The organism is Janthinobacterium sp. PC23-8 (assembly GCF_002250505.1).
GTDB lineage: Bacteria > Pseudomonadota > Gammaproteobacteria > Burkholderiales > Burkholderiaceae_D > Janthinobacterium.
Genome location: NZ_NJGY01000003.1, coordinates 57,965 through 78,363, shown reverse-complemented (window position 1 = coordinate 78,363; position 20,399 = coordinate 57,965). Strand labels below are relative to the sequence as shown.

Below are 20,399 nucleotides of genomic sequence, written 5' to 3'. Positions count from 1 at the left end.
AGGAATCGCATGAACCGACCGACCTCCCTGCAGAACGACGCCAGCAGCTATTTTGAAACGGCCTTGAAATTCGACCTCGACGCCCTGCTCGCGCCGGTCAGTCCCGACATGCCGGCCGGCAAGTGGATGCGCGACAGCCCGGTCTACCGCGCCATCCGGCGCGCACGCAGCTTCGACGACGACAGCACACCGCGCGACGCCTGGGAGCATGAGCTCAAGCGCGCCGACTGGCCGGCCGTCAGCCGCATGACCACCGACGTGCTGTGCCGGCAGAGCAAAGATATCGAATGCGTGGCCTGGCTGCTCGAAGCACGGCTGCATCTGGACGGCTTTGCCGCCATCGCCCCCTGCCTGACCCTGCTCGATCTGCTGCTGGGCCGGTACTGGGACAGCATCTATCCGCTGCCCGACGGCGACGACCTCGATTTTCGCGCCAACCAGATCAGCTGGATCAGCGCCAAGCTGCTGCCGGCGCTGCGCCTGACGCCGGTCACGGCCAGTCCGGCCGGCACGCAGTACGGCTGGTCGGACTGGGAACAGGCGCACCGCAATGCACAGATCAAGGCGCGCTCGGGGTCCGGCGAGCAACTGCTCGAAGGCACCACGCTGGCCGTGTTCCAGCAGGCCGTGGCGGCCACCGGCACCGACTACTACCAGCAGTTGCGGCGCACGCTGGCCGATGCGCTGCAGGCGCTGGCCCTGCTGGACCAGACGCTCGACAGCTGTTTCGCCCGCGCGGCGCCCAGCATGGCGGCCATGGCGGCCCTGCTGGAACAGCTGCTGGCCTTTACCGAGGGCGAACTGCACAAGCGCGGCGTGCATCCCATCCAAACCCGCGACGAGGCGCCCGCCAGCGAGCCGGCCGGTGCGCAAGATGCGTCGGCGCCCGCGCCGCAGGCGGCGCCCGCCTGGGCCAGCCCCATCCGTGACCGCGAAGACGCCTACGCCCGCCTGGCCGAACTGAGCGAATACCTGATGCGGCTCGAACCGCACAGCCCCGGCCCTTACCTGCTGCGGCGCGCCGTGCAATGGGGCCGGCTCGACACGGCCCAGCTGTATCACGAAATCTTCATCCGCTCGAACGGCATGCTGAGCATCTTCGAATTGCTCGGCGTGGAAGTGCCGGAGCAGGGCCAGTAGCAAGCACCTCAACCATACCTTTCAGGAGCACCGCCATGTCCAGAGCAGCCAGCAGCGCCAAAACCACCCTCGACAGCCCGCCCACCAGTGCCCGTACCCAGACCCATTCACCGGGGGCCTGGTCAACGCCGTTGCAGCACACGTCAGAACCCAAGGTTGTCACCAGGCGCAGCAGGGAAGACGTCGGAAACGACGCGGACAAGGTGGCGCTTGGCTACGCGACACAGCAGCGCAGCCTGCGGGCGCAAAGCATCAAAGCAACCTTGCTGCCCTTCGTCACGGGAGGCAGGGAGGTGAGTGACCGTGACAAATCGGGCAAGATGAATCTCACGCCGGACAATCTCAAAGGCCTTCGGCGCAGCTACAGCATCGGCACCCATCTGGAATTCCAGACGCTGCTGCCCCGCGGCACGACCATACTCGATGGCCACAAGGATGATGTGCAGGGCAAGGCCGGATTCAGGGACAACAGGAAAGGCCCGTATCTCAATTACCTGTTTGCCGCCCCGCCCCGTGGCACGGCGCTCAATGCCCATGTGCGCCTCGGAGAGAGCGAATTCAAAGCCGATCAAGACCGCGCCCATGAAGATCATATGTACAAGAACAAGCACCTGTGGGAATAAGCGGCAACCACGACACCACGACAGGAGAGTAGCGATGGCAGCACAGGCAAGTACGGGACAGGCAGCGGCGCAGCCGCAGGCACGGCGTTTTTCCAGCCTGGCGCCAGGCCGGCCGCCGGCCATCCACGCCAGCGCGGCGCTGGCGCACGCATGGGCCGGCGCCATCGTCTGCTACTGGCAGGCGGGGCTGGCCAGCGGCGCCGTCGACGCCGCCCGCCCGCTGTATCTGCTCGACCTGGCGCCGGGCCGGGGCCAGCTGGCCTGGCTGCTGCTGGGCGCGCTGCAGCGGCGCCTGGCCGAGGCGGGCCTGGAACTGCGGCCCTGCCTGGCAGCCTGCGGCGACGATGACGAAGCAGCCGCCAGCCTGCTCCAGCATGGCTATCTGCAGCACCTGGCCAGCGAAGGCTGCTTCGACACGGCGCGCTTCGACAGCGCGGGCGCCACGCTCAGCCTGCGCCATCAAGGCATGGCGCTGCGCCATGCCGGCAATCCGCTGGTAATCCTGGCGCCCGGCTGCTTCGAGACACTGCCGTCCGAGCTGTACTGGCTGCATCAGGGACAGCCCCGGGAAGCGCGCGTGAGCTTCGGCCATGAGGCGCAGGCCGCCCGGCCGCTCGAATATCAATGGCAGGTGTGTGACGAGGCGGCCCTGCCGGACGGCGCCGCGCCCTTGCTGCGGCACTACCTGGCGCGCGCCAGCGGCGCCTGCGTGCTGCTGCCGCTGGCCGCCTGCGCGCTGCTTGACGCGCTCGCTCGCTTCGGCAACTGCGGCAGCCTGCTGCTGGCGGCGGACCATGGCTGCGACAGCGAGCAGCAGATACGGCTGGGCGGCCTGCATCCGCCGTCCTGCTGGCCGGCAGACGGCGGCCAGGCGCCGGCCCTGCCGCTGAACGTGCATGCGCTGCGGCTGCACCAGCAGGCCAGGGGCGCCTGGACCTGGAGCCGGCAGCTCGAACATGGCGGCCTGATCGTGCACGCGGCCGGCGACGCGCCACCGCACGCGGCCGGCGCCATCATCGCCGCGCTGGCGGCGGCCCATCCGGACGAACAGCCGGCGCTGCAGGACGCCGCACGCGGCGCGGGCCACAACGCGTCGTCCCTGCTGGCGCTGCTGCGCCTGTCGCACCATGACCCGCTGGTATTGCAAGCGGGCCTGCAGGCCATGCTCGACGCGCCGCCCGTGCTGAGCGACCTGGCCCGGCGCGATTGGCGGCAGGCGCTGGCCGCCACCTGGCACAACTACCTGCCGCTGGACGGCGACGAGCCGTTCTACCGCGACGCCGGCCTGCTGGCGGCCCACCTCGGTCACTGGGGCCTGGCCAAGGCCTGCCTGCGGCTGGGGCTGGACTGGCATGGCGACGACGCCGGCGAACTGTATCTGCTGGCCTGCTGCGAAGCGGCCAGCGGCGGCGCCGACGTGGCGGCCGGCCTGCTGGCGCGCGCCAGCGCCCTGGCGCCGGAGCTGCCGCATGTCACCGGGCTGGCCGCCGATATCGGCGCGCGCCTGCAGCGTCGCCTGGCCAGTGCCTGCTTCCACGAGCACGAGCCGGACGCGGCCGGCCTGCGCCTCGAACCGCTGGGCGAGGAACATGCGGCCAGCCTGCTGTACCAGTACCGCGACGAACAGATCGCCGTGCTCACGCGCCTGCCCGATCTGGACACGCTGGAGCAGGTGCAGGCGTGGATACGCGACGAGCAGCAAATACCGTCATTGAACAGCTACGCCGTCATGCATGACTGCTGGGGCTTCGCCGGCTGCGTCAGCCTGCATTGCGCGGGCACCGACGGCTATTTCCATTTCTGGACCGGCACCGATTTCCAGGACGCCGGCGTCGGCCAGGGCGCCGCCGCCCTGCTGTTCGACATGGCGGTGCGGCGCGGCGTGCGGCGCTTGTTTACTTCAGCCTACCTGGACAACCAGCGCTCGCTGCACGCGCTGGGGCGGCTCGGTTTCACCCGCCTGCCGGCCAGGGCGCTGGCGCCGGACGACACGCTGCTGTTCCTGCAGCGCCCCTGCGCCGATGGCCAACAGCAGGGCGACGAAGAGGCCTGCGCCGGCCTTTACAGCCTGTGCGCGGCGATCGGCAGCCCCTTTCAGTTCATTCACAACGAAGGAGTCAAACATGTCATCGAGTAAATCTCCGCCAAAACGGCAGTCACAGGCACCCACTTCGCCGGTAAAGCCGGGTGGCAGGAAAGGAAAAAAATAAGGCGGCATGGTGCACTTCAACAGCCGCAATCTCAAGCGCAATGACCACACTCTATGCATGACTGGAGCAAATGATGAATCCCCTGGAACAAATCAAACGATATACACGCAGCACCGAGGTCTATCAGGCACTGACATCGAATCGCGGCGGCCCCGCACCGACAGGGCCGCGGGCGATGCTCGATCATGGTATGGCGCCGCCGACGCAACCATTTACCAAAGGACTGCAGGCAGTCAATCGTAATCTGGCCAGCCATGGCAGCGACGCACTCTCCGAGCTGCGTGCTCAGAATTACATCACGCGCGCGAAAAAGGTGGAAAACCATGACATGAGTAATACCTACGCACACGTCGAAAGTGCGATGAGCTGGAGCAAATCATCGCAGCAGGAAGGCAAGCGCAGCATGACGGGCGTGGTCATGAATCTGGGCGGCGCCCTCTTCGCAGGGGTACAGGATCATGCCAACTACAAGACCGGGCGCGTATTCAACAAAAAGTAGGGCCAAATGGTATTTGCCAGGTTGACTAAGAGCCTGTCCCACGTTCGATGTCGGCCAGCGCCAGCGGCGCCGTCTGTCCTTCCTGATGATGGCGGCGCGAAGCACTGCCGGGCGCGCCCAGGCCGTCGAGCCGCGCCCGCAGCACCGGCTCGAGGCGGCTGGCCAGGATGGTGGCGCTACGCTGCGGCAAGGGCAGGTCGATCGTGGCCAGGCGTTGCTGGCGCGGCGACGGCGGCACGCCCCAGGCCCGCATCACTGTGGCGCGCCGGTCCTGGTCTTCCGGGGAAGAGGTGCCGAGCACGGGCCGGCCGCCCTCGTTGGGCGTGATCACGTCCACCTGATGCGCCTGTTGGCGCAGGCCGAGCACGATTTTGATCATGGCGATCTATATGGACGTCTCCCGTTTGCCAAGGTGTTTTTTGTGTGTTCCAGACAGGATAGGCTGCAGTTCTATATCCGGCCTTGCGGCAACGGTCTCTCCCCTGCCGGCCCCGATGAAATCCGCTGACCTACACCTCATTCTCCTGGCGGGCTTTGTGCCCGACTCGCCATTCAGGTTTAGTAAGTCCCGGTCTGACCTGTTTGTCATCACACGTTAATACCTTGCGCAACCTTTTGACATTCCATCCTTATGTTGATTGATATTTACGTTCGTTCCGGGCTGTTACGCTGGTCGGAGACTGACGTGTTCTTTGTCGTACTTCTGATCGTGCGCCAGCAGCGCCCAGATCGTCCTTGCTATTTTGTTCGCCAACGCCACCACGACCACGTTCGGCGGGCGGCGCTTGCCGATGTCCTGCAACCATTTGCCTGGCTCCTTGGTATGCATCAGCACTGACCTGGCACCATGAGTAAGCAGCGTGCGCAGGTAAGTGTCGCCGCGCTTGCTGATCCCGAGCAGCCGGACCTTGCCGCCTGTTCCGGTCTGCGCCGGCACCAGACCAAGCCAAGCGGCGAACTCGCGCCCGGACTTGAACGCGTTCGCGTTGCCCATGGCTGCCACCGCCGCCGTCGCCGTCAGCAAGCCGACACCTGGAATCTCGGCGATCGCCTTACTGGCCCGGTCTTGCCGCATCCATGCCAGCAGCCGCTGCTCAATCTGCAGGATCTGTTGGTCCAGCCGGGCCAACATGTCCCACTGTTCGCGCAGGGTATCGATTAACAGGGCAGGCAAACGCTCAGCCAGTCGCGCCAGCGCGTCCTTCATGCCACGGTTCAGCGCGGTCCTGCCAATCGGCATCACTTCGCCGTACTCGCCAAGCAAACCGCGCAAGCCGTTGCTCTGCATCGTGCGAAACTTCACCAACTGCTGCCGCATCCGGTGCAGGGACAGCACCGCCTGCTGCATCTCGCTCTTCACCGCCACAGCCCGCACGCCCGGCTGTTGTAGCGCAAGCCAGATCGCGCGCGCATCGGCGGCATCGTTCTTGTTGCCATTGACAAAAGCCTTGACCGCCTTGCCCGCCATCATCCTCACTTCGTGTCCCAATGCCTGCAAGGCGCGCGCCCAGTGATGCGACCCTCCGCACGCTTCCATCCCGATCAGGCACGCAGGCTTGTTGACGAAATACTCCAGGAACTTAGCCCGTTTGATCTGCTTGTTCAGAACCTCTCCGGTTTCTCGGTTGACCGAATACACCTGGAACACGTTCTTGGCAGTGTCGACGCCATAAGCGGTAAAATTCATGGTGGGTTCTCCTTCCCTCAAGTGGTTTATTTGCACTTCCACTCTGGCACATTTGATGCCGTTGGCAAGCGAGAACCCACTCCTTGCCACGCGTCATCTGCCATCTATCTCGCCGCCAGTCACAGGCCGCCAATTCTCCCCACGTAAAACAAGCCAACCACCTCGTGATCCGTCGGCAGGGGCGATTTGAGCCGAGCGAAGGCGAGGTAGCCCGAAGGGCGTACCCCTGCGCATGCCCGGCGCTCCTCCAGAGCGTCCGGACGTTGCCCGCCGATTCGCGTAATTCGCTTTCAGTTCGATTCATCGCTGCGGCTCGTGTAGGAGGGAGACGTCCATTTCATTCCCCTGTAATGACAGGATCAGTATGCGGATTGCTGGCGTTTTCGGCAAGCCAAATCAGACAGAGAGAAAGAGAAAAACCGGCGATGGCGACGATTTATCAGACGACGCAGATGGGCGAAGCGCATGTGCTGGTCGCCCTGGTGCCGCATCGCGGCCAGGCCGATTTGCTGGTGCGCCGCGCCAGCAGCAGAGGCCTGGCCATGGGGGACGCGCGCTGGTTCATCACGCGTGACAAACAGGCGGCCACTACCTGGGTGTGCTTTACCAGCGCCGGTTTTGCGCACGTCAAGATCTGCTTTGTCGACAACGACAGCGAGGCGGGCTGGCAAAAGCCCAGCCGCTACAAGGGCCGCTTCAGGTAGCGCCTGGCGGCGCCGCCGGCAATAAAATCAGCGGCGGCGTGAGCTGTTGCAAGGACTGCGCCACCTGCCGCCGCGCCTCGCGCGCTTCGGCCAGGCTGGCGTAAGGACCGACGGCGGCGACAAAGCTCTGCAGGCCGGTGCGGTCCACCACCGCGATCGGCGGCATGCACGGCAGGTAGAGCGAGCGCATCTGCCGCAGCAGCGCCTGCGCCGCATCGAGCGTGGCGAACTGGCCGGCCTGCACGCCGTAAGACCCCTTGGCCGGCAGCGGCGTCGGCAGCAGCAGGCTTTCGGCCGGCACGGGTGGCGCGGCCGCTGGTGCGGCAGCGGCGGGCGCGGCGGCGCTCCTGGCGGGCGCAATGGCGGCGCTGGCCGCTGGCACCCTGGCCGCCTCCTGGCCAGCCAGCGCCAGCAGCTGCGCGCTCCAGCCCTGCACCGGCTGGCGCAGCGACGCGGGCGCCAGCAGGCCGGCCGCAAACATCAGCAGGCCAAAGCCCAGCAACAGAAAGATGAAACCGAATCGAGCGATCATGCGAGTATGCCATTGAAAAGGGAAATGCCGCGCCGTCAGTCCGGCCCGGCGATTATACCGTCGAAGCGATGCAAAAACGGCAAACAGCGACATGCCGGCCTTGCCTTGATGCAAGCCAGTGGCATGCTACAAAGGTGAGCACAGCCAAACCAAACTGCTACAATTTCCTTCTTTGATTTTTACTCCGGAGATCCGCGTGAAACCCAACGACCAGCAAGCCCCGTCGCCCGACCTGCCAGCCAATCCCGCGCGCCGCCGCATCTTCCAGGCCGCCACTGCGGTGGGCCTGGCTGGCAGCGGCCTGCCGGCCATGGCGGCCCCCAGGCCGTCGGTGGTCAAGGGCTCGCTCGACGCCAAGCTCAAGGCGCACGTCAAGAACGTGGTCGTGATCTACCTGGAAAACCGCAGCTTCAACAATCTGTTCGCCAACTTCCCCGGCACCAGCGCGCCGCTGTCCGCCGTCACCGCCGAACAGGCGCGGCAACTGGACCGCAACGGCCAGCCGCTGGCGACCCTGCCGAAGATCTGGGGCGGCCTGGTGCCGAACCAGCAGAATATCGGCGGCATCGATTACCTGATCAAGGAAGACCAGATTGCCGGCCTGCCCAACGCGCCCTACAAACTGAGCGACGCGGCCGGCAAGCCCCTGCCCGAGAGCATCATCACGCGCGACCTGGTGCACCGCTTCTACAACAACCAGATGCAGATCAACGGCGGCAAGAACGACGGCTTTGCCGCCTGGGCCGACAGCGGCGCCCTGGTGATGGGCCACTACGGCGAGACGGCGAAAAACCTCAACCTGTGGCAGATCGCCGAACAGTACACCTTGTGCGACAACTTCTTCATGGCGGCCTTTGGCGGCTCCTACATGAACCACCAGTTCCTGGTAACGGGCCGCGCCAACGAATACTTCAACGCGCGCGATACGGCGGCCAAGAAAAAGATCGCGGTCCTGTCCGACGGCCCGCAAGGCGTGCGCCTGGCGCTCGCCGGGGACTGTCCGGCCTCGGCGCTGGACGGCAAACCGAAATACGTCAACGACGGCGCCATCACGCCGGACGGCTATGTCGTCAACACCATGGCGCCGCCGTATCAGCCCAGCTATATCCGCCCCGCCTACGACGGCGACCCTTTGCTCGCCGACCCGCAAGACGCCAACACCCTGCCGCCGCAAAGCTATGACACCATCGGCGACCTGCTGTCGCGCAAGGGCGTGAGCTGGGCCTGGTACGGCGGCGGCTGGCAGGCGGCGCTCGATAGCAAGGGCGGCGGCAACAAACCGAACTTCCAGTTCCACCACCAGCCGCTGAACTACTTCAGGCAATTCGCGCCCGGTACCGCTGCGCGCACCGAACACCTGCGCGATGGCGGCACCGGCGACAGCCCGATCTCGAACAAATTTTTGGCCGCCGCCGTTGCGGGCAAGCTGCCGGCCGTGACCTTCTACAAGCCGCAGGGCAACCTGAACCTGCACGCCGGCTATTCGGACATCGAATCGGGCGACCAGCACGTGGCCAACGTGATCCAGCACCTGAAGGAGTCGCCGCAGTGGAAGGACATGATCGTGGTGATCACCTTTGACGAAAACGGCGGCTGGTGGGATCACGTGGCGCCGCCGAAGGGCGACCGCTGGGGTCCGGGCACGCGCATTCCCGCCATCCTTGTCTCGCCGTATGCGAAAAAGGGCGCGGTCGATCACAGCTTCTACGACACCACCTCCATCCTGCGCCTGATCACGCGCCTGCACGACCTGCCGCTGCTCGAAGGGCTGAAAGTGCGCAATGACGCGTTTGCGGCGCGCGGCGCGCTGCCGCCGGGCGACCTGACGGCTGCCCTGAGCTTCCGCTGAGGCGGCATAAGGCATCCCACGCTGCGGCACGCCTGTGATACACTGCGTGCCGCACTTAAATCGGCAGGACAGGTATTGCTGACGATAGCCGCACCATGAGCCCGACTCCAGTAGCCGGGCTTTTGTTTTGTGGCTGGGCGTACCTTGCACAGATACAGCGGACAGATTGTTGTCCGCTCCCCGGCCCCGGCCTTGTTCGACCGGGACCAGAGGTTCAGAAATGAGAGATAAAAAAGACAACGCCACCATCGACCTGCCCGGTTTCGGCCCGCCACCTGCACCAGATGCGCCGGCGGCGACCGAGGCTGCGCCAGCACCGCAGCGCCGCCCGCGCGTGCGCAAGGCGGCCTTGAAGCAGGTGCAGCTCGAATTGCTGGAGCCGACCGATGCGTCCGGCCTGCCCGTCTGGACCCGCGACGAAGGCCTGGACCTGACCGGCTTGCCGATCTGGGCGCCGGATAATTAATGCCCCACGCCGGCGGCCGTTTGCCGCCGGCTCGCACCACCATCCGCACAAGGGCGTAGAACGCCTGTAGACTGTGCCCATCCACCCGCTTTTTACCGGTTCCCGCCCATGAATGCCACTACCACCGCTTTTTCCAGCCTGCCGCTCACGCCCGCCTTTCTGGCCAATCTCGACTCGCTCGGCTACCTTGAAATGACCACCATCCAGGCGCAAAGCCTGCCGGCGGTGCTCGACGGGCGCGACCTGATCGCGCAGGCGAAAACCGGCAGCGGCAAGACGGCCGCCTTCGGCATCGGCATCCTGCACAAACTCAATCCCGCCTGGTTCGCCGTGCAGGGCCTGGTGCTGTGCCCGACGCGCGAACTGGCCGACCAGGTGGCCAACGAGCTGCGCCGCCTGGCGCGCGCGGCCGGCAATATCAAGATCCTGACCCTGACGGGCGGCGCGCCGATGCGCCCGCAAATCGCTTCGCTCGAACACGGCGCCCATATCGTGGTCGGCACGCCGGGCCGTTTGCGCGACCACCTGGGCCGCGGCACCATCAATTTGAGCCACGTGCAGACGCTGGTGCTCGACGAGGCCGACCGCATGACCGACATGGGCTTTTACGAAGAAATCGCCGGCATCGTCAGCGCCTGCCCGGCGCGCCGCCAGACCCTGCTGTTCTCGGCCACCTATCCGGAAGACATCCGCCGCGCCACCGCCTCGTTCCTGATCAATCCGCTGGAAGTGACGGTAGAGGCGCAGCACGACAACGACAAGATCGAACAGCGCTTCTATGAAATCGGCTTCGACGAGCGCAATAGCGCCGTCGGCAAGCTGCTCAAGCACTTCAAGCCGGAATCGACGCTCGCCTTCTGCAACACCAAGGTGCATTGCCGCGAACTGGCCGACGAACTGCGCCAGCAGGGCTTTTCGGCCCTGGCCCTGTACGGCGAACTGGAACAGCGCGAGCGCGATGAAATCCTGGTGCTGTTCGCCAACCGCAGCTGCTCGATCCTGGTGGCCACCGACGTCGCCGCGCGCGGCCTCGATATCTCGGACCTGGGCGCGGTGATCAACGTCGACGTATCGAAAGACACGGAAGTGCATATCCACCGCATCGGCCGCACTGGCCGCGGCAGCAAGAAGGGCCTGGCCCTGTCGCTGTGCGCGCCGAACGAAAAGAAATGGGTCAAGCTGATCGAACAGTACCAGAACAGCGCCGTCGAATGGCACGCGCTGAAGGAGCTGCCCGAGGACGATGGCATCGAGGCCCTGCCGGCGCCGATGGTGACCCTGTGCATCATGGGCGGCAAGAAGGACAAGCTGCGCCCGGGCGACCTCCTGGGAGCCCTTACCGGCGACGCCAAACTCACCAAGGAGCAGGTGGGCAAGATCAATGTGTTCGAGTTCATGACCTATGTGGCGCTGGAGCGCACGGTGGCCGAAGCGGCCTTCAAGCGCCTGAACAACGGCAACTCGCTGGGCCGCGATTTTGGCAATATCAAGGGGCGCAGCTTCAAGATGCGCTTTATCGACGCTTAAACCCTGCGCGCATTGGCGCCATGCGCGGTATCGTCGATCTCATACCCGGCCTCGCGCACCAGAACCCGCAAGCCGTCGGCGTCGCCCCAGCGCCGCTCCCGGCGTGCTTGTTCGCGCTGCGCGATCCACGCCCGCACCTGTTGCGGCACCTCGACCACCACCGGCTGCCAGCGCGCCAGGTCCAGTCCCAGCGCATCATCGATGCGCAGCACGGTGGCTTTTTTGACCCCATCGGGCAGCGCGCTTTTCAGCAGCTCCCACAGCACCGCCAGCGCGCGCGGATAGTTCAGGTCGTCGTTGAGCGGTGCTGCAAAACGCGCCAGCCACGCGGCATCGGCGTCGCCGGAAGCCTGCCCCAGTCCATGCACCAGCGTACGCAATCGGGATAAACCGCTGGCCGCCGCAAGCAAAGCCTCGTCGCTGAAATTGAGGCTGCTGCGGTAGTGGGCGCCCAGGCACAGATAGCGGTAGGCCAGCGGGTCAACGCCCTGCTCGACCAGGCTTTGCAGGCGCAGAAAGTCGCCGGACGACTTCGACATCTTCGCGTCCTGCGTTTTCAGAAAGGCGCCATGCAGCCAGAAGTTGGCCAGGCGCGTGCCGTGGCGCGCCTGGGTCTGCGCGATCTCGTTGCTGTGGTGGACCGCCACATGGTCTTCGCCGCCGCAATGGAGGTCAAAATACGCGCCCAGGTGTTTTTCGGCCATCGCCGAGCATTCGATATGCCAGCCCGGAAAGCCCAGGCCCCAGGGGCTGTCCCATTCCATCTGCCGCTGGCCCGGCGTGCCGCTGAACTTCCAGAGCGCAAAGTCGCAGATATCGCGCTTGTCGCCCAGCTCCACGCGTTTGCCCGCCTGCAGGCCGTCGCGGTTGAGGCGCGCCAGCCGGCCGTAGTCCGGCTGGCGGGTGGTGTCGAAATAAATGCCGTCTTGCGTGCGATACGTAAAACCCTTCGCTTCCAGGTCGCGGATAAACGCGATCTGTTCAACGATATGGTCGGTGGCGCGGCACCAGACGGTGGGCGGCAAAATATTCAGCAAGGCCAGGTCGCTTTCAAACGCCTGCGTGAATTGCGCGGCCAGGTCCCAGCTAGACTTGCCGCTGCGGGCGCTGCGCGCTTCGAGCTTGTCGTCGCCGGTATCGGCGTCCGACGTCAGGTGGCCGACGTCGGTGATATTCATCACGTGGCGCACCTCCATACCGTTGAAGGCCAGCGCGCGGCGCAGGCCATCGACGAACAGATAGGTGCGCAGGTTGCCCAGGTGGGCGTAGTCGTAGACGGTCGGGCCGCAGGCGTACAGGCCGGCCTTGCCCTCTTCGATGGCGACAAACGGTCGCAGGCTGCGGCTGTACGTGTCATACAAATGAAGTGTCATGCGGGGCTTTCACAAGTGCTTCGGAAAAAGAAAATGGCCACAGGTTTGTCAACACTGTGGCCATCGAATGAGGAGTAAAGATTTAACGGCGCCGGGCCGCATCCTCGCGAGGCCAGGTACAACGACACAGCACAGCAGCGGCGCCGGAAGCAGTGACTGGAAAGAGGATGGAGAAGTTCATGGCATTGATAATCGCATGGACGCCGGCGGGCCGTCAAGCCCGCCGAAGCCCGTCTATTTTTTCGGCGCCTGTTCGATATGCGGCAGCAGCACCGTCAGGATGCCCAGCAGCGGCAGGTAGGAACAGAGCTGGTAGACATGGGCGATGCCGGCGATATCGGCGATATGGCCCATGGCGGCGGCCGCGATGCCGGACACGCCGAACATCAAACCAAAGAAAATGCCGGCGATCATGCCGACCTTGCCCGGCACCAGCTCCTGCGCAAACACGACGATGGCGGAGAACGCGGACGAGATCACGAAGCCGATGATCACTGTCAGCACGGCGGTCCAGAACAGGTCCACATACGGCAGCAGCAAGGTAAAAGGCGCGGTGCCGAGGATCGAGATCCAGATCACGCGCTTGCGGCCGATGCGGTCGCCGATCGGGCCGCCCATGAAGGTGCCGGCCGCCACCGCCGCCAAAAACAGGAACAGATAGAGCTGGGCCGCGCCGATGGTCAGGTGGAATTTGTCGATCAGGTAAAACGTGTAATAGCTCGACAGGCTGGCCATGTAGACGTATTTGGAGAACACCAGCAGCGCCAGCACGCCCAGCGCACCCAACACCTTGTTGCGCGACAGGTCGGGGCCGTGGCCGCCCGCTTTGGGCTTGTAGCTGGCCAGGTGGCCGCTGTACCAGCGGCTGACGCCGTAGAGCACAACGATGGCCAGCACGGCAAGCAAGCTGAACCAGGCGATATTGCCCTGGCCACGGCCGACGATAACAAACGCCGCCAGCAGCGGTCCCAGCGCCGAACCGACATTGCCGCCCACCTGGAACAGCGACTGCGCAAAGCCGTAGCGCCCGCCCGAGGCCATGCGCGCCACGCGCGACGCTTCCGGGTGAAAGGTCGAGGAACCGACGCCGATCAGGCCCGAGGCGATCAGCAACGTTGGGAAAGTCGAGACGATGGACAGCATCAGGACGCCCGCCAGGGTAAAACACATGCCGACCGGCAGCAAAAACGGCAAGGGGCGGCGATCGGTGTACAGGCCGATCCACGGCTGCAACAGCGAAGCCGTGCACTGGAAGGTCAGGGTGATCAGGCCGACCTGGGTAAAGCTCAGGGCAAACTCGGCCTTGAGCATCGGGTAAATCGACGGCAGCAGCGCCTGGATCAGGTCATTGAGCAGGTGCACGAAGGCGACGGCGCCCAGGATGTGCATGGCCAGGCCGGACTGCTGCTGCGAAGGTGAAATGGTCTTGGCCGCCGCAGGAGCGGCAGGCATGGCAAGGGTATCGGTGGTGGTATGCATGGTGTTCTCAAGGTCGTCCAGCCCCTGGTATGGGCCGGCAGGAAAGCCAGTATAGTATGGGCGTTGAATTGATTACTTCCAATAATCGTCGCGCAAGTGACAAACTGCCATGCCGCCCCTGCCTACTACCCGCAGCATCAACGCCCTTGACTACCAGCATGTGCCGCGGCCCGTGACGGTATTGTCCAGGCAATACAGTGCCGCGGCTCATACTGCGCCGCACAGCCACGTCAGGGCGCAGCTGCTGTTCGCCACCGAAGGCGTGATGCGCGTGAGCACCGAGCATGGCGTCTGGATCTTGCCGCCGCGCCGGGCCTTGCTGATTCCCGTCGGCGTGGTGCATGAACTCGATATTTTGAGCGCGCTCAGCATGCGCACCATCTATATCGATGCGCAGGCCGCCGCCGTGTTCGGCGACGCCTGCAAGGTGGTGGAAGTGAGCCGCTTGCTGCGCGAGCTGATCCTGGCGCTGCTCGGGCAACCGGTGCTGTACGAGGTCGATGGACGCGGCGGCTGGCTGGCCAGCCTGATTTTGTCGGAACTGGCGCTGGCCGACACGGTGCCGATCGCCATCCCCTGGCCGCGCGACCGGCGTCTGGTGGCCGTGTGCACCGCCATCATGGCCGCCCCGGGCAGCCGGCGCAGCATCGAAGACTGGGCGCAGGATGTGGGCGCCAGCGCGCGCACCCTGATCCGTTTGTTTCCGCGCGAGACCGGCCTGCACTACCGGCAATGGCTGCAACAGGTGCATCTGGCCGAAGCGTTTTGCCGGCTCGACCGTGGCGAAGGCGTGGCCGCCATCGCCTCTGCCCTCGGCTACGCCAGCCCCAGCGCCTTTTCCGCCATGTTCCGCCGCATCCTCGGGCGCACGCCCCAGCACTACCTGAGCGAATGGCGCGGTGCCAGCCAGCTCTGAGCCAGGCAGCACCAGCGGCCCGAGCGGAGCAAACCTTACAGCGAGCAGCGCACGCCGACCACCCCATTGACCTTGCCTTCTGGCCAATGCACCTCGCGCCAGCGGAACACGCCGGGCGCGATAAAGATCAGTTGCCACTCCACCAGCTTGCCGTCGGCCGCAAGGCGGGTCTCATTGTCATAGCGCAAGGTCAGGCTGTGTTCCGTTTCCGCCAGCACGGTGGCGGCAAAGCGGTTGGTTTCGCCCAGTGTGCTGACCCAGGTACGATCGTTGAAGATGGTCAGCTTCTGTCGGTCGTCGGACAATTGCATGCGCGAAAATCGTCGCGCTCCATCGCAGACACTGTTGGCGTTGACGCTTTCGGCCCAGCTGCCAGACAGCTGCGTTTCATCGAAAGCAAGGGGAGCGGCAGTCACGGCGGCGCTGAGCAGCAAGGTGGCAAGCATGGAGGTCAGTGTACGCTGAAAATAAAACAAGTTTACAGCATAGCAGCGCTTGCATAAAAATGTTATTAGAAAGAATTAAATTCACAAAAAAAAGCGCCATCCGAAGATGGCGCTTTTCTGGAACGGCAGGTGGCGTATCAGTTACGTACGACGCGCTTGTATTCGTTGGTGCGGGTGTCGATTTCGATCACGTCGTCTTGTGCCACGAACAGCGGCACTTGCACGGTGTGGCGATGTGCGTCGATGGCGTTTTCGATCCTGGCTTCTTTCAGGACGTTGCCCGAAGTGTTGCCCTTGACCGCAGGCTCGGAGTACACGACCTGGCGCGCGATGGTGGTTGGCAGTTCAACCGAGATGGCCTTGCCATCGTAGAAAATGGCTTCGCATTCCATGCCGTCTTTCAGGTAGTGCAGCGCTTCGCCCAGATTTTCTTCTTCGATTTCGTACTGGTTGTATTCGGTGTCCATGAACACGAACAGCGGGTCGGCGAAGTACGAGTAGGTCACCGGCTTTTTATCCAGCACCACCACGTCGAACTTGTCGTCGCCACGGAACACGTTTTCCATCGGGGTATTCGTCAGAAGATTTTTCATCTTCCATTTGTAGGTGAAGCCCGTGCGGCTCGAACCGTTGACATCAGAACGCAACACGATCATAGGCTTGCTGTCGACCATGATGATATTGCCAACACGAATTTCTTTTGCGGGTTTCATAGAAGTGTACGTAAAAAGTGGGTTGCATGAAGACCATCTGCCGCCGGTGCGCCATCGGCGCCGCAGGCTTGCGTTTGATCGGTTTAAAATTTGTCAGAAATAACCGCGCATTTTACCTCAATTTCGGGCCAGCGCCTATCCTGGCAAGCGCGCAAACGACAGCAGGTTGCCTGCCAGGTCGCCATTGCCCCGCATCTGCGCGTGCCAATGCCCTGCCCTGGCCGTCATGCGCGGCAACGCCGCGCGCAAGGCAGGCCACAGCCCGGTCCAGCCAGCCTCAAACGCACAGGCGCCATTCCAGTGTTCGCTGGCCTCGACCAGGCTGGCGATGGCGCCATCGGCGTCGAGCGCGTAGCGCCGCAAAAAGGCGCGCAATTTGACGTGATGCAGGTTTTCATCCTGCGGATAGATATGCCAGATAAACGGCTTGCCGGCCCATTGCGCGCGCACGAACGAGTCCTCGCCGCGCACGAAGTTGAAGTCGCAAGCCCACAACAGCTGGTCGTAATCGTCCTGCGGCACGAACGGCAGCACGCGCACGGTCAAGGCGCCTTGCGTGCGCCATGCTCCCGCGACGGCATCGGCGCCGATAAAGCCGCTCACGGCGTCGAACGCCACGCCTTCCGGCACCAGGCAGACGATGGGCTCGCCACCATCTTGCCAGCCGGCCAGCAGCTCGGCCACCGGCGCATGCGGGTAGCAGAACAGTGACACCCGCGTCGCCGCCATTTCCTGCGCGGTGACGCCGAATTGCGCCAGAAAGACCAGCATTGCCGCCGGATCGGCCTGGAACTGCCGGCGCCGTTCCTCGAGCCCCGCCTCGCGCAGCAGCCCGCCGGTTTGATCGGTAAAGCCCGGAAAGAAAAAATGCTTGATCATGCCGTGACGCGGCGAGGTCAGCTTGTGGCAGCCCTCGACCCACTCTTCGGCACTCAAGCCTTCCAGGTTCAGCCATGCAGGCTGAACCTGGCGCTGCGCCATCGCGGCGATATACCCGGGGGGAATATCGCAGGCAAAAAATTCGATGACGATATCGGCAGTTTCTTCAGGTGTAAAAAGGCCTGCCTGGTCGCGCCAGTGCCGAACCGTCACGCCCGCCGCCTGCTGGACATCCGCTGTCACCTCGATTTGCGGGCAGATGCGCTTGAAACTGGGCAGATCATCGACCCACAAGGTAACGATCACGCCGTATTCAAGCTGCAACTGGCGCGCCAGGCGCCAGCAGATGCCGATATCGCCGTAGTTGTCGACGACTTTGCAGAAGATGGCGAGCGAGGTACTGGCTATATTATTGAGGGGCATGGGAAACCGAAGCACAGATGAAGGCCGCGATTATGCCATTGATGCCAGCATTTGTTCGGCGTAACGCACAATGACATGTGCCAGATCCTTCATCTTGCCGTCTGCGTCGGGCTGGCGATATGCAGAGCAAAGAGCCGTCAGTTCGTCAATCGAGAAGGAGAAGCCATCAGGGAACAAGCCTATCAAGACCTCTTCACGTCGATTACGCAAGTACTTTCCGTCCAGGGAGAGCAAATCTCTCATGTAGATCGCGGCTTTATCGCCCGGAGCTGCCGGCAAAATCTGGCCGTCGGCGGCTTACAGAAAACGCTGCTCGCAGCCAGGATCGGATGGCGCAATATGCAGCGCCTCATCAAACTTTCCGCCTTTCGCTTGCCCACAGTGCAACGGGAAGCGTGACTCAATGAGCGTATTGCAAGAGCAAAACAGATTGGCGTAATCGAGATCCAGTGCCGGATACCTGTTTTGCGGCCGATAGTGCTCGATATGACTGTCGGCCTTTCCTGCCTGCTGGCCGCAGTAGCAGCATACCCAGCCCTGCTCTTTCATTAGCGCAGCATGCAATTCCCCCTTTTCGGGCTGCTGCAAGTCACCATAGGCAGGCGCCCATCCCTCGTCACCCTGGACCTTCCATTGTTCGAACGCTGGTGGCGCCAGCCCTTTGACTACATGTTTCATCGGCCAATGATTTCCTTGCGGCTAATGATGGCCTTGGCGCGTCCGATTTCAGGCAGCTTGGGTGCAAGCGCGGACAGGGTGGCGATATGGTCGCGCGCCACGGCGATCTCATTGCGCGCCAGCGCCTCGAAAAGCTGCGTCAGCTTTTCCTCGACCATTTCAGCGCACACGGGAGCATCCATCACCTCTTCCAGTATCTTGCTTGAATCGAGTCCGTAGCTCGCCTCGGGATGCGCTGTTCCCTCGACGTTGAGCAAAATAATTTGCTCCGGCTGCAACTCTCCCAGTACCTGGGGCGAATGGCTGGACACGATAAACTGCAAGGACGGAAATGCCTGCTGCAAGCCGCGCGTGAGATCGCGTTGCCAGCGTGGGTGCAGGTGCATGTCAAGCTCATCGATCAGGACTACCCCTGGCGTATCGCGCATGACCGCATCGCCCAAATGCGGATTGAGCAGGCACATACGGCGTGCCATATCGACCAGCAGGCCGACCACGGATTTCTGCCCATCGCTGAGATTGGAAAACGGCGAAGCCGGTTCAAAGGCCTCATTTTTTTCCAAAAACAGGGTGCGCTGCTTCATGTCATAACGCAACCCTTTGTAGCCTGGAAACACGGCTGCCAATGCACCATTGACCAGGGCCAGCTCATCGTCATCAATCGCATCGAAAGCGATGCCCGATTCCGATGATTTTTGATAGCGCTCCAGGCATTTCCCTATCACCCAGCTTTGCAGCGACGAGGCGGCTAGCGACGCATCCCACCAGCTGCTGTAGGCATCGAAGCGCGAGTTGCGCTCTTGCGCGGCGTGCAACTCATCGGGCTGGCCCTGGTCCCAGCTGCGTCTGGCGCGATAGAACAAGAGCAGAGGCAGGGTTTGCTGAGATTCCCCCGCCATAAGCTCACGACTGATATCCCTGGCCAAATGCGCAGGCAAAATACTGGACGGTGGTTCGTAGCCGCCTCCATTGCGCCCGTTGCCGGACACCAAGTGATCCACTTCCGCCACCGCAATAACTGTCTCCTTTTTCACGCCCCAGCGAACAGATTGATTGAAGGTTTCCCCCCACATCTGCACCTTCAGTGGATACTGAGGCTCAAAGCGAAGCTGATGGCCGTTCGACACAGCCTGCAAGCGCGCCAGTCCGGCATCTTTCAGGATAGCGGGACTTTTAACTTGAAGAAATTGCGTGAAACCCGTAAAGGTTTCGCAGAGGGCATTCAATATCGTGGTCTTGCCACTACCGTTGACACCGGCGAGCACATTGAAGTGCGCGTTGAAATTGATTGTCAGGTCGCTGTAACGACGGTAGTTCTCCAATCGAACGGTGGCGATCTTCATGAGCGTGTCTCTGTAGGTGCGTCAAGCCGGTGTCGGCATCGGTGCCAGGCATCAGCATTCATTATAGTATCGGGAAGAAGGCCGCAGGAAAGCGCGCGCCAAAACAAAAAAGCCGCACTGTGACCAGGCGGCTTTTTTGTTGGCTGAATCAGCCGGTCTGGCGTCCCCAAGGGGATTCGAACCCCTGTACTCACCGTGAAAGGGTGATGTCCTAGGCCTCTAGACGATGGGGACAGAAATCTGTCCTGAATGCTCAACAACGCATCCCGACCCGGTACTACCGCAACCTTGCAGAAACAAAAAAAGCCTGACTTGTCAGGCCCGTTCAGCACTGCAGTTACTTTACTACTAAAATCCTGGCGTCCCCAAGGGGATTCGAACCCCTGTACTCACCGTGAAAGGGTGATGTCCTAGGCCTCTAGACGATGGGGACCTGTGCTGGCATTACTCTCAGCGGACTCTTCTTTGAAGACCTTGTCTGGCCCCTCAAAAAAGCGTGCGCGAAGTATAGCACGGGGTGATTCGCGAAATCAACTGACGGAGGCTTTATTTTCCATTTTATTTGCCGAGTCTCCCTATGAAGGCAGAAGATCGCATCGGAAAAAGACGGGACTTTGCATGGACAGGGATTTTGATCTGGGTCGGTGGTATTGTCGGATTACGCCTGCCGCTAATCCGACCTACGCCTGATGCACAGACGTAAAAAAGCCGCTCAAGGCGACTTTGATTACTATGTGCTTTCTGCGCTATTTGGTGGAGGTTGGCGGGAGCTAACCGCTGACCTCTTGCATGCCATGCAAGCGCGCTAACAGCTTGGCCACACTCTCCCGAGGGGTATGGCGGGAATATCTTCTATAAACAAAAAAAGCCGCCAAGGGCGACTTTGATTACTATGTGCTTTCTGCGCTATTT

At 63.0% G+C, this 20,399-nt stretch carries 20 protein-coding genes and 2 tRNA genes; 9 read left to right on the top strand and 13 right to left on the bottom strand.

Annotation, left to right across the window (positions count from 1 at the left end):
- The first annotated feature begins 9 nt into the window (after window positions 1–9).
- The 4 genes from tssA (at window position 10) to CD932_RS19930 (ending at window position 4,472) form a co-directional block, all read left to right on the top strand.
- A complete protein-coding gene (gene tssA, locus CD932_RS19945; protein WP_176461070.1) occupies window positions 10–1,140 on the top strand; it encodes a type VI secretion system protein TssA in 1,131 nt (376 codons plus the stop codon).
- A 35-nt stretch (window positions 1,141–1,175) separates the two neighbouring features.
- Window positions 1,176–1,763 (top strand): hypothetical protein, encoded by a 588-nt coding sequence (locus CD932_RS19940; protein ID WP_141213320.1) that lies wholly within the window; start codon window positions 1,176–1,178, stop codon window positions 1,761–1,763.
- Window positions 1,764–1,797: 34 nt separating this feature from the next.
- Entirely contained in the window at window positions 1,798–3,900 is a 2,103-nt protein-coding gene (locus CD932_RS19935; RefSeq protein ID WP_094444566.1) for a GNAT family N-acetyltransferase, read from the top strand.
- Window positions 3,901–4,043: 143 nt separating this feature from the next.
- Window positions 4,044–4,472, top strand: a complete 429-nt coding sequence (locus CD932_RS19930; protein WP_141213319.1) for a hypothetical protein — start codon at window positions 4,044–4,046, stop codon at window positions 4,470–4,472.
- Window positions 4,473–4,497: 25 nt separating this feature from the next.
- Here CD932_RS19930 and CD932_RS19925 read toward each other — a convergent pair whose 3' ends face one another.
- Window positions 4,498–4,851 (bottom strand): hypothetical protein, encoded by a 354-nt coding sequence (locus CD932_RS19925; RefSeq protein WP_094444564.1) that lies wholly within the window; start codon window positions 4,849–4,851, stop codon window positions 4,498–4,500.
- Between the two features lie 285 nt (window positions 4,852–5,136).
- Entirely contained in the window at window positions 5,137–6,159 is a 1,023-nt protein-coding gene (locus CD932_RS19920) for an IS110 family transposase (RefSeq protein WP_094442825.1), read from the bottom strand.
- Between the two features lie 425 nt (window positions 6,160–6,584).
- Here CD932_RS19920 and CD932_RS19915 point away from each other — a divergent pair, with 425 nt between their 5' ends.
- Window positions 6,585–6,863, top strand: a complete 279-nt coding sequence (locus CD932_RS19915; protein WP_094444563.1) for a DUF6150 family protein — start codon at window positions 6,585–6,587, stop codon at window positions 6,861–6,863.
- On the opposite strand, the gene CD932_RS19910 is transcribed toward CD932_RS19915, so the two are convergent.
- The gene (locus tag CD932_RS19910) at window positions 6,856–7,395 is read right to left on the bottom strand and encodes an SPOR domain-containing protein (protein ID WP_141213318.1); all 540 of its coding nucleotides are present in this window, start codon (window positions 7,393–7,395) and stop codon (window positions 6,856–6,858) included. The genes CD932_RS19915 and CD932_RS19910 overlap by 8 nt on opposite strands.
- A gap of 190 nt (window positions 7,396–7,585) precedes the next feature.
- On the opposite strand from CD932_RS19910, the gene CD932_RS19905 reads away from it, so the two are divergent.
- From CD932_RS19905 to dbpA, 3 genes are all read left to right on the top strand, one after another.
- On the top strand, window positions 7,586–9,244 hold the full coding sequence (locus tag CD932_RS19905) for an acid phosphatase (protein WP_094445272.1): 1,659 nt from the start codon (window positions 7,586–7,588) through the stop codon (window positions 9,242–9,244).
- A gap of 220 nt (window positions 9,245–9,464) precedes the next feature.
- On the top strand, window positions 9,465–9,710 hold the full coding sequence (locus CD932_RS19900) for a hypothetical protein (protein WP_094444561.1): 246 nt from the start codon (window positions 9,465–9,467) through the stop codon (window positions 9,708–9,710).
- Window positions 9,711–9,818: 108 nt separating this feature from the next.
- Window positions 9,819–11,237: an ATP-dependent RNA helicase DbpA gene (dbpA, locus tag CD932_RS19895; protein ID WP_094444560.1), complete on the top strand. Its 1,419-nt coding sequence runs from the start codon at window positions 9,819–9,821 to the stop codon at window positions 11,235–11,237.
- Here the strand turns inward: dbpA and cysS are convergent.
- Together cysS and CD932_RS19885 are read right to left on the bottom strand one after the other, a co-directional pair.
- On the bottom strand, window positions 11,234–12,610 hold the full coding sequence (gene cysS / locus CD932_RS19890) for a cysteine--tRNA ligase (protein ID WP_094444559.1): 1,377 nt from the start codon (window positions 12,608–12,610) through the stop codon (window positions 11,234–11,236). The two genes, dbpA and cysS, sit on opposite strands and share 4 nt — an antisense overlap.
- A gap of 234 nt (window positions 12,611–12,844) precedes the next feature.
- Window positions 12,845–14,089: an MFS transporter gene (locus CD932_RS19885; protein ID WP_217907338.1), complete on the bottom strand. Its 1,245-nt coding sequence runs from the start codon at window positions 14,087–14,089 to the stop codon at window positions 12,845–12,847.
- 109 nt (window positions 14,090–14,198) lie between these two features.
- On the opposite strand from CD932_RS19885, the gene CD932_RS19880 reads away from it, so the two are divergent.
- Window positions 14,199–15,005 (top strand): helix-turn-helix domain-containing protein, encoded by an 807-nt coding sequence (locus CD932_RS19880; protein ID WP_094444558.1) that lies wholly within the window; start codon window positions 14,199–14,201, stop codon window positions 15,003–15,005.
- A gap of 35 nt (window positions 15,006–15,040) precedes the next feature.
- Here CD932_RS19880 and CD932_RS19875 read toward each other — a convergent pair whose 3' ends face one another.
- From CD932_RS19875 to CD932_RS19840, 8 genes are all read right to left on the bottom strand, one after another.
- The gene (locus CD932_RS19875) at window positions 15,041–15,451 is read right to left on the bottom strand and encodes a hypothetical protein (RefSeq protein WP_141213317.1); all 411 of its coding nucleotides are present in this window, start codon (window positions 15,449–15,451) and stop codon (window positions 15,041–15,043) included.
- 137 nt (window positions 15,452–15,588) lie between these two features.
- Window positions 15,589–16,164, bottom strand: coding sequence for an elongation factor P (locus CD932_RS19870; protein WP_094444556.1), 576 nt, complete (start codon window positions 16,162–16,164; stop codon window positions 15,589–15,591).
- 135 nt (window positions 16,165–16,299) lie between these two features.
- Window positions 16,300–17,466 carry an elongation factor P maturation arginine rhamnosyltransferase EarP gene (gene earP, locus CD932_RS19865; RefSeq protein ID WP_094444555.1) on the bottom strand — a complete coding sequence of 389 codons (1,167 nt, stop codon included), beginning with the start codon at window positions 17,464–17,466 and terminating at the stop codon, window positions 16,300–16,302.
- A gap of 30 nt (window positions 17,467–17,496) precedes the next feature.
- A complete protein-coding gene (locus CD932_RS19860; protein WP_141213316.1) occupies window positions 17,497–17,709 on the bottom strand; it encodes a hypothetical protein in 213 nt (70 codons plus the stop codon).
- Between the two features lie 54 nt (window positions 17,710–17,763).
- Window positions 17,764–18,144, bottom strand: coding sequence for a retron system putative HNH endonuclease (locus tag CD932_RS19855; RefSeq protein ID WP_094444553.1), 381 nt, complete (start codon window positions 18,142–18,144; stop codon window positions 17,764–17,766).
- Window positions 18,141–19,487 carry an AAA family ATPase gene (locus CD932_RS19850; protein WP_094444552.1) on the bottom strand — a complete coding sequence of 449 codons (1,347 nt, stop codon included), beginning with the start codon at window positions 19,485–19,487 and terminating at the stop codon, window positions 18,141–18,143. Before CD932_RS19850 ends, CD932_RS19855 begins: the two co-directional genes overlap by 4 nt.
- 158 nt (window positions 19,488–19,645) lie before the next feature.
- A tRNA-Glu gene (locus CD932_RS19845) sits at window positions 19,646–19,721 on the bottom strand.
- Window positions 19,722–19,844: 123 nt separating this feature from the next.
- Window positions 19,845–19,920 (bottom strand) — tRNA-Glu (locus CD932_RS19840).
- Window positions 19,921–20,399: the final 479 nt, after the last annotated feature.

Coding starts and splice junctions, on each gene's coding strand:
- CD932_RS19915 (WP_094444563.1), top strand. CDS start 6,585: ATGGCGACGATTTATCAGACGACGCAGATGGGCGAAGCGCATGTGCTG.
- CD932_RS19935 (WP_094444566.1), top strand. CDS start 1,798: ATGGCAGCACAGGCAAGTACGGGACAGGCAGCGGCGCAGCCGCAGGCA.
- CD932_RS19885 (WP_217907338.1), bottom strand. CDS start 14,089: ATGCATACCACCACCGATACCCTTGCCATGCCTGCCGCTCCTGCGGCG.
- dbpA (WP_094444560.1), top strand. CDS start 9,819: ATGAATGCCACTACCACCGCTTTTTCCAGCCTGCCGCTCACGCCCGCC.
- CD932_RS19870 (WP_094444556.1), bottom strand. CDS start 16,164: ATGAAACCCGCAAAAGAAATTCGTGTTGGCAATATCATCATGGTCGAC.
- CD932_RS19855 (WP_094444553.1), bottom strand. CDS start 18,144: ATGAAACATGTAGTCAAAGGGCTGGCGCCACCAGCGTTCGAACAATGG.
- CD932_RS19875 (WP_141213317.1), bottom strand. CDS start 15,451: ATGCTTGCCACCTTGCTGCTCAGCGCCGCCGTGACTGCCGCTCCCCTT.
- CD932_RS19910 (WP_141213318.1), bottom strand. CDS start 7,395: ATGATCGCTCGATTCGGTTTCATCTTTCTGTTGCTGGGCTTTGGCCTG.
- CD932_RS19900 (WP_094444561.1), top strand. CDS start 9,465: ATGAGAGATAAAAAAGACAACGCCACCATCGACCTGCCCGGTTTCGGC.
- CD932_RS19925 (WP_094444564.1), bottom strand. CDS start 4,851: ATGATCAAAATCGTGCTCGGCCTGCGCCAACAGGCGCATCAGGTGGAC.
- CD932_RS19940 (WP_141213320.1), top strand. CDS start 1,176: ATGTCCAGAGCAGCCAGCAGCGCCAAAACCACCCTCGACAGCCCGCCC.
- cysS (WP_094444559.1), bottom strand. CDS start 12,610: ATGACACTTCATTTGTATGACACGTACAGCCGCAGCCTGCGACCGTTT.
- CD932_RS19930 (WP_141213319.1), top strand. CDS start 4,044: ATGATGAATCCCCTGGAACAAATCAAACGATATACACGCAGCACCGAG.
- tssA (WP_176461070.1), top strand. CDS start 10: ATGAACCGACCGACCTCCCTGCAGAACGACGCCAGCAGCTATTTTGAA.
- CD932_RS19920 (WP_094442825.1), bottom strand. CDS start 6,159: ATGAATTTTACCGCTTATGGCGTCGACACTGCCAAGAACGTGTTCCAG.
- CD932_RS19860 (WP_141213316.1), bottom strand. CDS start 17,709: ATGAGAGATTTGCTCTCCCTGGACGGAAAGTACTTGCGTAATCGACGT.
- earP (WP_094444555.1), bottom strand. CDS start 17,466: ATGCCCCTCAATAATATAGCCAGTACCTCGCTCGCCATCTTCTGCAAA.
- CD932_RS19880 (WP_094444558.1), top strand. CDS start 14,199: ATGCCGCCCCTGCCTACTACCCGCAGCATCAACGCCCTTGACTACCAG.
- CD932_RS19850 (WP_094444552.1), bottom strand. CDS start 19,487: ATGAAGATCGCCACCGTTCGATTGGAGAACTACCGTCGTTACAGCGAC.